This is a genomic window from Tenacibaculum dicentrarchi, from assembly GCF_964036635.1.
Classification (GTDB): Bacteria; Bacteroidota; Bacteroidia; order Flavobacteriales; family Flavobacteriaceae; genus Polaribacter; species Polaribacter dicentrarchi.
The window spans coordinates 1,157,656-1,169,557 of record NZ_OZ038524.1; the positions used below are offsets into that span (position 1 = coordinate 1,157,656).

At 29.8% G+C, this 11,902-nt stretch carries 10 protein-coding genes; 5 read left to right on the top strand and 5 right to left on the bottom strand.

The annotated features are described in order from the left end of the window. Positions 1-1,641 (bottom strand): OstA-like protein, encoded by a 1,641-nt coding sequence (locus ABNT14_RS05120; protein ID WP_234984973.1) that lies wholly within the window; start codon positions 1,639-1,641, stop codon positions 1-3. 139 nt (positions 1,642-1,780) lie between these two features. On the opposite strand from ABNT14_RS05120, the gene ABNT14_RS05125 reads away from it, so the two are divergent. Further along, the gene (locus tag ABNT14_RS05125; protein ID WP_101902028.1) at positions 1,781-3,211 is read left to right on the top strand and encodes a pyridoxal phosphate-dependent decarboxylase family protein; all 1,431 of its coding nucleotides are present in this window, start codon (positions 1,781-1,783) and stop codon (positions 3,209-3,211) included. A 70-nt stretch (positions 3,212-3,281) separates the two neighbouring features. On the opposite strand, the gene ABNT14_RS05130 is transcribed toward ABNT14_RS05125, so the two are convergent. The 3 genes from ABNT14_RS05130 to ABNT14_RS05140 form a co-directional block, all read right to left on the bottom strand. Further along, positions 3,282-4,553 carry an adenylosuccinate synthase gene (locus tag ABNT14_RS05130; RefSeq protein ID WP_101902029.1) on the bottom strand — a complete coding sequence of 424 codons (1,272 nt, stop codon included), beginning with the start codon at positions 4,551-4,553 and terminating at the stop codon, positions 3,282-3,284. A 29-nt stretch (positions 4,554-4,582) separates the two neighbouring features. Beyond that, a complete protein-coding gene (locus ABNT14_RS05135; protein ID WP_058884947.1) occupies positions 4,583-5,032 on the bottom strand; it encodes a Fur family transcriptional regulator in 450 nt (149 codons plus the stop codon). A 74-nt stretch (positions 5,033-5,106) separates the two neighbouring features. Beyond that, the gene (locus tag ABNT14_RS05140; RefSeq protein WP_101902030.1) at positions 5,107-7,323 is read right to left on the bottom strand and encodes a RelA/SpoT family protein; all 2,217 of its coding nucleotides are present in this window, start codon (positions 7,321-7,323) and stop codon (positions 5,107-5,109) included. Between the two features lie 146 nt (positions 7,324-7,469). Here ABNT14_RS05140 and ABNT14_RS05145 point away from each other — a divergent pair, with 146 nt between their 5' ends. From ABNT14_RS05145 to rplI, 4 genes are all read left to right on the top strand, one after another. Continuing rightward, positions 7,470-8,888 (top strand): hypothetical protein, encoded by a 1,419-nt coding sequence (locus ABNT14_RS05145; RefSeq protein WP_101902031.1) that lies wholly within the window; start codon positions 7,470-7,472, stop codon positions 8,886-8,888. A gap of 79 nt (positions 8,889-8,967) precedes the next feature. Beyond that, complete coding sequence (rpsF, locus tag ABNT14_RS05150) at positions 8,968-9,309, top strand: 30S ribosomal protein S6 (RefSeq protein WP_101902032.1); 342 nt, start codon at positions 8,968-8,970, stop codon at positions 9,307-9,309. A 3-nt stretch (positions 9,310-9,312) separates the two neighbouring features. Continuing rightward, positions 9,313-9,615: a 30S ribosomal protein S18 gene (rpsR, locus tag ABNT14_RS05155; RefSeq protein ID WP_058884950.1), complete on the top strand. Its 303-nt coding sequence runs from the start codon at positions 9,313-9,315 to the stop codon at positions 9,613-9,615. Between the two features lie 15 nt (positions 9,616-9,630). Next, positions 9,631-10,080: a 50S ribosomal protein L9 gene (rplI, locus tag ABNT14_RS05160; RefSeq protein ID WP_101902033.1), complete on the top strand. Its 450-nt coding sequence runs from the start codon at positions 9,631-9,633 to the stop codon at positions 10,078-10,080. 475 nt (positions 10,081-10,555) lie between these two features. Here rplI and lysA read toward each other — a convergent pair whose 3' ends face one another. Then, complete coding sequence (gene lysA / locus ABNT14_RS05165) at positions 10,556-11,764, bottom strand: diaminopimelate decarboxylase (protein ID WP_101902034.1); 1,209 nt, start codon at positions 11,762-11,764, stop codon at positions 10,556-10,558. Positions 11,765-11,902: the final 138 nt, after the last annotated feature.

The window sequence follows — 11,902 nt, forward strand, 5'->3', positions numbered from 1 at the left end:
CTATTTAATTTTTCTTAAAAGTTGTTTTCTAGGCGCACTTTTTTTGAATTGTGCTTTTAAATACTGTTTTTTTACCTTTTTTACAGCGGTATCATTTTTGATGATTTTTTTTATAGAAGTCAAGGGTTTTTTATCTTTTTTGAAAAGATCATCAACGCTTAAAGGTTGCTCATCGCTACGCCAAATAAAGCCTCTGAATTTTTTTTCTTCGGATGGAAACTCAGAGGGAGGAAATGTTTTTCCTTCGGATAATTTAAAATATTTCGTTTCTATAATTTCATTTTCAGCAAAGGTAAATTCAATATCGCTGGCAATTTCTTTGGTAACGGTTTCTAATTTTTTGGTGTTTTCGTTTCTGTTATAATACAACGATTCGGCATTTCCTTTTACAAGCATGGTTTTTAACTTGCTTTTTTCAAATTTACCGTAAATATTTCGTCCTTTTATCTGATTAAAATCATCTTTAGATAACGAGTCTTTTTGAATCATAAAAGCATTTTTTAAAACTTTCAAAGAGTCTAATTTATTGGTAACAGTATTGTTTTTTAACTGAATACTATCGCCTGTAATTTGATTTTTTCCAGACCATAAAATAGGATTTTTAAACATTCTGGTAAGCCCTGAAACTTGGCTTGTATGAATAGAATCACATTTTCCTTGCAAGTCTGATTTGAAAATTTTGACATTGTTAAAAATTCGAATAATTCTATTATTAGTTTTACCTGTTAATAAAATTTTATCACCAGCAACATACATTGAATCTTTATCAATAGCGTTAATAGCCACGGCTTTATCAATAATGAAAAGCGAATCTTTCTTTTCATATAATTCGGCATAATTACCTTTGGTTACCATTTTTTGAACTGTGTCAATTACCTTGATGTTATTGGTTGCCGAGGCAAAACCTTGGCGTTTATCATAGTATAAACTATCGGCAGAAATGGTGCGTTCTTTTAAAAATAGCTTGGCATTTTTCACAAAATAAGCCACATCAGTATTGGTGTTATAAAAACCACGTTCACAATATACCTTGGTACTATCTTTTAAATTTGTAATGGTGCTTGCACCGTATAAATAGGCTAAATTTGAGTTGGTATAATAGTCTAAATGGTCAGATTCTAGCTTATTTTGAGGGTTTACAACGCTAACTTTTGATTTGGCGGTAAACTTTTTTTCTTTTAAAAAATACGTTCCTCGGATGCTTTTTAGTACGTTTTTTTTGTCGCGAATTGTACCTCGGTTAGGATAATATAAAAGTTGATTTTTTCTGTCAAAATGAAGTGTATCGGTACTTAGCTTCATTTCTTTATCGTTAATTTCAACATTTCCCCAAGAGGTTGCTTTTTTAGTGTTTCCGTTATAAAGTACAAAATCACTGTATTGAATAATACTATCGCCTTGTTCAATAATAACTTCTCCTAAGGCTTTAAAAATGTTTTCTTTTTGATAAAGTAAGGCTCTTTTACATTCGAGTGTAGCTCCTTCGTGTGCCATTTTTACATTACCTATAAGAATGGTGGCATCAGGATATTTTTCTTGATCGGTGGTACTTAGCTGTGTAGAAAGTATCTTGATTTTTTTTGCTTGAGAAAAACTAGCTATTGATATAATTAAAAAACTGAAAAGAAATAACTTTTTCAAATGAAACGATTTTAGATAGCAAAAATAATGAAAAGAAGGCGCTATATTTCTTAATAAATCAATAAAATTATTCAAAAAAAAACTCAGCAAGCTTCTATTTAAAGGTTAATTTTGCGGAAATAATAAAAAAGATACATTTATGAGCGCCCATTTTGATTTATCCTTAGAAGAAATGAAATCTTATGGTTATAAAATAGTAGATCTAATTGCTGAACATTGGGATACTTTAGAGAATAAAAAACCTGTAACCTCGGCAACACGTCAAGAAATGGACGATTTGTTTTTAGAGGAAGTTCCTGAAAAAGGTACGAATCCAACAGAAGTTCTAGATTTTGTAATTGATAATGTAATACCGAATAGTACGGTTATTTCGCATCCTAAAGCCTATTCATTTGTGCCAGGACCAAGTAATTTTATTAGCACCATGGCAGATAGTTTGGCTACTGGTTTTAATATTTTTTCAGGAGGTTGGGTAGTTTCTCCTGCTGCGGCAGAATTAGAAATTGTAACGATGAACTGGTTATTAAAAATGTACGATTTTCCTGTTGAAAAAGGTGGCGGTATTTTTACAAGCGGTGGTTCTATGGCAAACTTAACGGCATTAGCAACGGCTCGACGTATAAAATGTGGCGATGATTTTTCGAAAGCTGTTATTTATCTGTCTGACCAAGCGCATTCTTCTAATATTAAAGCAATTCGAGTTTTAGGTTTTAAAAAAGAACAAATTCGTATTTTACCTACCGATATTGAATTTAGAATAAGCATTAATAAATTAAAAAATGCCATTGCTAAAGATCGTTTAGAGGGGTTACAACCTTTTTGTTTTATTGCATCGGCAGGAACAACAAACACAGGAACGGTTGATCCTTTAGATGATATTGCTGATATTTGTGAAGCTGAAAATTTATGGTTTCATATTGATGGAGCCTACGGTGGCGCTGCTATTTTATCTGAAAAAGGCGTAAAAGCATTAAGAGGTATTGAAAGAGCTGATTCTTTAACCGTAGACCCACATAAATGGTTTTATCAACCTTATGAAATAGGCTGTTTATTGGTAAAAGATGCATCTTGGTTAAGTGGAACTTTTAGTGAAAAACCAGAGTATTTACGTGATATTGAGGGGAATGAATCTGAAATTAATTTTTATGATTATGGAATTCAATTAACCCGTCGTTTTAGAGCATTAAAATTTTATATGTCGATAAAAACATACGGATTAGATACGTTCAAAAAAGCGGTAACTTATAATATTGATTTAGCAGACAGAGTTGAAAAAGTGTTGCGTAAAAGTAGGAATTGGGAAATTGTTTCGCCAGCAACCTTAGCGATTATTAATTTTAGATACCATCCGATTGGAGCTAATTTATCAGAAAAAGAAATTGATGCATTAAATAATGAAATTTCTAAAAAGGTAATGGAATCTAAAGAAGCATTCTTAGTAACGACTATTTTAAATAAGCAGGTTGTTTTAAGAATGTGTTTAATCAACCCAAAAACTACCATTGATGATGTAGAAGAAACATTAGCATTGTGTCATCAATTTGGGCAAGAAATTTTATCTAAAAAATAATTTTTAATACATATAAAAAAAAGCCTTCATCTTTTTTGATGAAGGCTTTTTATGTAAAATAGAAATAAATTTATCTATTAATTGTTTGCATTCTGTCTGGACCTACAGATACAATTGTTATTGAAACACCTGTTTCTTTTTCAATAAAAGCAACATAGTCTAATAAGTTTTTAGGTAACTGGTCAGCCGTTGTCATTTTTGTTAAATCATCTTCCCATCCTTTGAATTCTGTATAGTTTACAGTTACATTTTCAGGTTCAATATTATAAGGCAAATGTGTAATTTCTTCGCCTTTATAATTATATGAAGTACAGATTTTTAAAGTGTCAAATCCTGAAAGAACATCTCCTTTCATCATCATTAACTTAGTAACTCCGTTTACATCAACAGCATATTTTAAGGCAACTAAATCTAACCATCCGCAGCGTCTTGCACGACCAGTTGTAGCTCCAAATTCATGCCCAACTTTAGCCATTTCAGCACCATCTTCATCGAATAATTCAGTAGGGAAAGGACCTGAACCAACACGAGTAGTGTAGGCTTTGAATATTCCGAATACATCTCCAATTCTGTTAGGAGCAATTCCTAAACCAGTACAAGCACCAGCGGCAGTTGTATTAGAAGAGGTTACAAACGGATAGGTTCCAAAGTCAATATCTAATAAAGAACCTTGCGCTCCTTCAGCTAAAATTGTTTTTCCAGCTTTAATTGCACTGTTTAAATACTCTTCAGAATCAATAAACTGTAATGTTCTTAATTTTTCAATACCTAAGTCAAATTCAGCTTCTAATTCGTCTAAATCATACTCTACTTGAACATCAAAAAAGCTAAGCATACTTAAATGCTTTTTGGTTAAAGCTCTGTACTTATCTTTCCAGTTATCTAACTCTAAATCACCAACACGCATTCCGTTTCTACCGGTTTTGTCCATGTAAGTAGGACCAATTCCTTTTAAAGTAGAACCAATTTTCGCTTTTCCTTTAGATGTTTCAGACGCTGCGTCTAATAATCTGTGGGTAGGTAAAATTAAGTGAGCTTTTCTAGAAATTAATAATTTAGAGGTATAATCGATGTTATGTACGTCTAAATTTTCTAATTCTTTTTTAAAGATAACAGGGTCAATTACAACACCGTTACCTACTACATTTAAAGCGGTTTTATGAAAAATCCCTGAAGGAATTGTGTGTAAAACATGTTTGTTACCATCAAAGATTAAGGTATGTCCTGCATTTGGTCCTCCTTGAAATCTTGCAATAATATCGTAATCTCTTGTTAAAACATCTACGATTTTACCTTTTCCCTCGTCTCCCCATTGTAATCCGAGTAATAAATCTACTGCCATTTAGTGTGTTATTAAGTGTATTTGTGTTGTTATTGTTTTTTTCTTTTTGTTCCGTAGAAATAAAGAGAGTGGTTGTGAATATCAATATCAAAAACTTCTTCTATTGTTTTTTTGATAATTTGAATTCTAGGGTCACAAAATTCTTTTACTTCGCCAGAATCTGTCATAATTAAATGATCGTGATTTTTATCGAAGTAACTTTTTTCATAACGTGCCATTGATTGCCCATCAAACTGATGTTTACGAACCAATCCACAGTCTAAAAGTAAATCTATCGTGTTGTAAAGCGTAGCCCTACTTACACGATAATTTTTATTTTTCATTTTGATATAAAGTGACTCTATATCAAAATGTTCTTCCGCAACATATATTTCTTGTAAAATAGCGTAACGCTCTGGTGTTTTACGATGCTTGTTTTCTTCTAAAAAAGTAGTGAAAACTTTTTTTACAACTTCTTGATTTTCGATTGAACTACTCATTTTTTTTTAAAATTTACGGACGGACAAATTTACAGTTATTTATTGATAAAAAAAGCAGTATCTTAAAAATGATATTATAATGTGTTAACACGTGCTACTTTTTGTATCCCTTCTATTTTTTTCATCGCGTCAATTATTTTATTTAACTGTACTTTATTCTTGATACTTAACGAAATTTTCCCGTCAAAAACACCTTCAGATCCAGTAAAATTAATGCTATGTATAAAAACATCCATACTATTAGAAATAATACGGGTTATATCGTTTATTATTCCTTTATTATCAATTCCTGACAGGTGCAAAATAGCGGTAAATTCTTCTTTAGTTGAATCAATCCATTTTGCTGACATAATTCGGTATGCGTAATTTGATTGTAAAGAAATTGCATTTGGGCAGTTGTTTTTATGAATTTTAAGTCCTTCATTTATTGTTGTAAAGGCAAAAACTTTATCTCCAGCAATAGGGGTGCAACATTTAGCTAAGGTATAATCAAGAGTTTGTTCATCTTTACCAAATACAAGTGCATCATATTTATGGTTAACTTCTTCTTTTTCAGAAATATCTTTAGTAGGAGTACGACGAAAAGTATTTTTAATAAAGCCCATAATAAGCCCACTTCTTTGCGCAACAAATTCTTTTAATTTTGCGTTATCAATAGCTCCGTTACCTACTCTAAAAAATAAGTCGAAACTTGTTTTTAATTCGAAATAATTAGCAAGTTCGTTAATTATTTTTTCGCCAGACCCTAGTTTTAAATGACGTAATTTTCTAAATAAAATAGCTTTTCCTTCTTCGGCAATAATTTTTTCTTCTGCTTTTAATGCCGATTTAATTTTAGTACGTGCTCTGGCGGTAATTACAAAATCTAACCAGCGCACATTGGGTTTATTATTGGTAGCGGTTTGAACCTCTACCTGGTCACCACTTTTAAGAATGTGACTTAAAGGAACTAATTTTCCGTTTACTTTTGCGCCACGGCATTTTAAACCAACATCGGTATGTACGGCAAAGGCAAAATCTAATGCTGATGCTTTTTTTGGTAGTGATTTTAAATCACCTTTTGGGGTAAAAACATATATTTCTTTAGCGTATAAGTTTAGTTTAAAGTCTTCTACAAAATCGACTGCGTTAATACTTTGATTTTCTAGTGTTTCTTTTAAACGATTTAACCATCCGTCAAGTCCATTTTCTTTTGCAGCACCTTGCTTGTATTTAAAATGTGCTGCATATCCTTTTTCGGCAATTTCATCCATTCTTTGAGAACGAATTTGCACCTCTACCCATCTAGCTTGCGGTCCCATAACGGTAATATGAAGGGCTTCGTAACCTGTTGATTTTGGTTGTGAAATCCAATCACGTAAACGAGCGGGGTTAGGTTTAAAGAAATCAGTTGCAATAGAATATATTTTCCAAGCATCAAATTTTTCATCCGTAGAAGTAGGTTCATAAATAATACGAATAGCAAATTTATCATATACTTCTTCGAAGGTTACATTTTGCTTTCGCATTTTTCTTCGGATAGAATAAATAGATTTAAAACGTCCTTTAATTGTGTAGTTAAAACCTTCTTTATTTAATGACTCTTTTAAGGTTCCTGTAAAAGTATCAATATATTTTTGTTGCTCTTCTTTACTGTCTTTAATTTTAAGTAAAATACTGTTGTAAACTTCAGGTTCAGTATATTTTAAACCTAAATCTTCTAGTTCGGTTTTAATATTATACAACCCTAAACGATGTGCTAAAGGGGCATAAATATATAATGTTTCCGAAGCAATTTTAACCTGTTTATAACCAGGCATTGCATCCATGGTTTGCATATTGTGCAGGCGGTCGGCAATTTTGATTAAAATTACACGTACATCATCGTGCAAAGTAAGGAGCATTTTTCTGAAATTTTCTGCCTGTATAGAATAATCTTGTTCCTTTTTTAAATTAGATATTTTGGTAAGTCCGCTAACAATACGGGCGATATTTTCGCCAAACAAACGTTCCATATCGTCAATGGTATAATGGGTATCTTCTACAACATCATGAAGAAGTGCGGCAGCAATTGAAGTAGCACCTAAACCAATTTCATCAGCAACAATTTTAGCCACCGCTATTGGATGGTAAATATATGGTTCACCTGTTTTTCTACGTTGTTTTGAGTGTGCTTCAACAGCAATATCAAAAGCTTTACGAATTAATTTTTTATCGTTTTCAGATAATGTTTGATACGTTCCTTGTAATAAATTTTTATACCTGTGGGCTATTTCTTTGTTTTCTTCTTCTATCGTTGCATTATAACTCATACGTTTAAATCTTTTGTTCTCTGTTTCATAATAAAAATAGTATAAAGAATTTTATTGAGCAAGTTTTTAAGGTAAATGTTTAGCATCAATTTAAAAATGAAAAAAAAGGCTATTTTTACAATAAAAAGCTAAAGAAATTTAAAAATATGGAAACTATTGATGGTTCTAGACTGAAAGAGTTAATTGAAAATATATATTTAATTGAAGATAAAGATCGAATTAAAAATAACGGTATAATTTCAGATAAAAGAATAAATCTTGACGGTTCTTCTGATATTAGATATTCAGATTTTAATACAATTGGTTTTAATAATTGTCATTTTTTTGGTTCAAGTATTCATTTTGTGTTTTTTAAGTCAAAAAATGATGAAGCTTCTAGAATAGTTTTTACTGATTGTACTTTTAATAATGATTCATTAGAATTTATTTGTTGCGAGAAACGTGACTCTGTTTGTTTTATGGGAGAAACTAATATTAAAAATTATTTAAGCTTTGATGGTTGTAATTTATATCTTCTATACTTTGAAAAAAAGTGTAAAATTGAAACTTTAAATATTCATAGATCTGAAATTATTAAAAAATTCACTATCAATAAAAATAGTATTAAAAAATTATCAATTAATAATACCGATTTTAAAGGTAAAGTAGAAATTTTAGATTCAACTTTTAATAGTGCTAGTATTTCAAATTTAACATGTTCTAATGTTTTTAATTTTAATAAAAATGAAATAAAAAATAATTTAGATATTACAAATGTTACTTTCCAAAAATTTAATTTTTATGAAAATAAATTTTCAGAGGAAGAAGAAAACTGTCAAATGAAATTTTTAGATAATACTTTTAAAGGAAAAAGTTACTTATCAAATTGGAAAGCTTTGAATACTGATTTAATTATTCAAAATTGTGATTTTAAAAAATCTACAAGATTTAATAATTCAAGTTTTAAATCTTTAAAGTTAGAAGAAACAACTTTTAATGATATCTGTTCTTTTCAAGACACAGAGTTTTATAATGTTATTATTGATAGAACAAGTTTCGATAAAACGGCCTATTTTGATGATATTTTAATTTCAGATATCGAAAATTGTGATAGAAAAACATTAAGAAATATTAAACATGAACTTCAACGGAGTAATAATAAAATCGATTTAGATAAATTTAAAGCATCTGAAATTAATGCTTATAGAAAAGAACTTAAAAAAGATAAAAAATATTGTTATAACAATATAGATGTTTTTATTCTTGATGTTGGATATTGGTTTTCTAAGAATGGAACAAATTGGTTTAGAGCTTTACTAGTATCATTATTAGGTAGCTTTATTTTTTACGCTCTTTTCTTTTGGGCAAGTGTTGGTGATTTCGGGTTTGGGAATTTTGATTTTTCTGAGCTATGTTTTTTTATGAATGGGTTTACAAAATTTTTAATTCCTACAAATATTTACAATCCTTTAATAGATAAAACGTTTGTAATAGGTTGGTCTTGGTTGCCTTTTATTTTGGGTAAAATATTTTTATCAATAGGTATTTATGAAATTATAGTTTCATTTAGAAAATTTAAATCTTAAGTTTTTATGAATAAGAGTTTGTCAAAGTAATTAAAAAACAGTAAATTTGCAGACTTATAAAAATTTAAACAATTCAATTATGAATCATTACGAAACTGTTTTCATTTTGAATCCCGTTTTATCTGAAACTCAGGTAAAGGAGACAGTAAAAAAGTTTGAGGACTATTTACTTTCTAAAGGTGCAGAAATGATTTCTAAAGAAGATTGGGGCTTAAAAAAATTAGCGTACCCAATTGAAAAGAAAAAAAGTGGATTTTACCACTTATTAGACTACAAAGTAGCTGGAGATGCTATTGCTCCTTTTGAATTAGAATTTAGAAGAGATGATAGCGTTATGCGTTATTTAACTGTAAAGTTAGACAAGCATGCTGAAGCGTGGGCTGAAAAGAGAAGAGAACGTGTTAAATCTGCAAAAAAGTAAGAAATGGCGTCAACAACTATAGATCAACAAGCAAAAGGAAGTAAGCAAGGTGAAGTACGTTACTTAACTCCGCTTGATATTGAAACAAAAAAAGAAGCAAAATACTGTCGTTTTAAAAAGAACGGTTTTAAATACATCGATTATAAAGATGCTGACTTCTTAATGTATTTAGTAAACGAACAAGGTAAAATTTTACCAAGACGTTTAACAGGAACATCATTAAAGTATCAACGTAAAGTGGCTCAGGCTATCAAAAGATCTCGTCACTTAGCTTTAATGCCATACGTTGGTGATTTATTAAAATAATAAAGAAGTAGAAACATGGAATTGATACTAAAACAAGACGTAGAAAATTTAGGTTTTAAAGACGATGTTGTAACTGTTAAGAATGGTTATGGTCGTAATAGCCTAATTCCTAAAGGATATGCAATATTAGCTACTTCTTCAGCTAAAAAAGTATTAGCTGAAAACTTAAAGCAACGTGCTTTTAAAGAAGCTAAATTAGTAGAAGAAGCTACTGCTGTAGCTGAAACTGTTAAAGGATATGAAATCAAAATTACTTCTAAAGTAGGTTCTGGTGATAAGTTATTTGGTTCAGTAAACAACATTAATGTTGCTGAAGCTTTAGCTAAAGCTGGTACTGTTATTGATAAGAAATTTATCAAAGTTACTGGAGGTAGTGTAAAAAGATTAGGTAAATATAACGCTGCTGTACGTTTACACAGAGCTGTTGTTGCTGATATCGTATTTGAGGTTGTTGCTGAAAAGTAAGAATTTTAAATTAAAACTATATAAAAATCCTATTCATTTATTTGAGTAGGATTTTTTTTAGTTGAAATTTTTATTTTTTGAAGCAATTTCCCGCTTTCCGCACTCGCTTTTTTTTGAAGAAAAATCAAAAAAAGAGCTCAAACAAACGCTTCAATCGGGGCTAGGGGTTTTAGTTTCTTTTTATAATTTGTATTTATTTAATGAGTTTGTTTAAAAATTAAAGAAAGTGTCAGTTCGAGTGATTTTTTTCCTTCAAAAAAATTGTATCGAGAACTTTTTTATCTTCAAAGTCAATCAAAATTCATCAAATAAGATACAAATCAGGATGTGAACCTGAACTAAATTCAGGTTGACGGATTTGATTACTTATTTTTCTATTATAATTTTTTTCAGAAGAAATTTAAACAGGTTTTAAATACAAAACATAAAAAAACCTGAACAATATTGCTCAGGTTTTAAGTATTTTTAATTCTTATTAATCAATTTTAATATTCTCTTGATTTCTAAGAATATCATCCATTGTTTCTCTTTTTCTAATTAAGTAGTCTTTTCCTTTGTAAATCATTACTTCGGCAGGCTTAAATCTTGAGTTATAGTTCGATGCCATTGAGTAACAATAAGCTCCAGCATTACTGAAACATAAAACATCTTCTTCAGATATTTCATTAATACGTCTGTTAGAACCAAAAGTATCTGTTTCACAAATATATCCAACAATACTATAAAAACGTTCTCTTCCTTTAGGGTTCGATAAGTTTTCAATAGTATGGTACGAATTATAAAGCATCGGACGAATTAAATGATTCATTCCGCTATCAATTCCTGCAAAAACAGTTGATGTAGTTTGCTTAATTACATTAACTTTTGCTAAAAACTTTCCTGATTCGCTAACTAAAAACTTACCAGGTTCAAACATTAAAGTTACATTTTTACCGTAGTTTTTGCAGAATTGATTAAATCTTTCAGATAATTTTTTACCTAATTCAACAATATCAGTAGAAATATCATCAGATTTGTAAGGAACTTTAAATCCACTTCCGAAATCAATAAAATCAATATTATTAAATTGATGGGCAACATCAAATAAAATATCTGAAGCTCTAATAAAAGTGTCAATATCTAAAATATCAGAACCTGTGTGCATGTGAATACCGTTAATGCGCATTCCTGTATTTTCAACAACTCTTTTTATATGCGGTACTTGATGAATTGAAATCCCGAATTTAGAATCAATATGCCCAACAGAAATATTACTATTTCCACCCGCCATTATGTGCGGATTTATACGAATACAAACAGGAGTTTTCGGGTGTTTCTGCCCAAATAATTCTAATATAGATAAGTTATCAATATTAATTTGAATTCCTAATTTTGAAACTTCTTCAATTTCTTGTAATGAAACACCATTTGGTGTATAAATAATATCTTTAGGAGAAAACCCTGCAAGTAAACCTAGTTTTACTTCTTGAATAGAAACAGTATCTAAACCACTATTTAAGGTTTTAAAAACCTTTAAAATATTGATGTTAGAAAGTGCTTTTACGGCATAGTTTATTTTTAAATTTTTAACCTTAGAGAAAGCAGTGGTAATATTTTTATATTGATTTATTATTTTTTCAGTATCATATACATAAAGCGGCGAACCGTATTTGTTTGCTAAATTTAATAATGCTTCTCTATTCATTGTACTTGTATTATTTTATGAATGTTTTTATACCCGACAAATGTAGAAAAGGAATTTTCTTCAAAAAATTAATTGTAAAAAATAGACAAATCGAGTTTTTTTTGTGAAAAAAAATAGTTTATGCGTTAATTTGTTTAA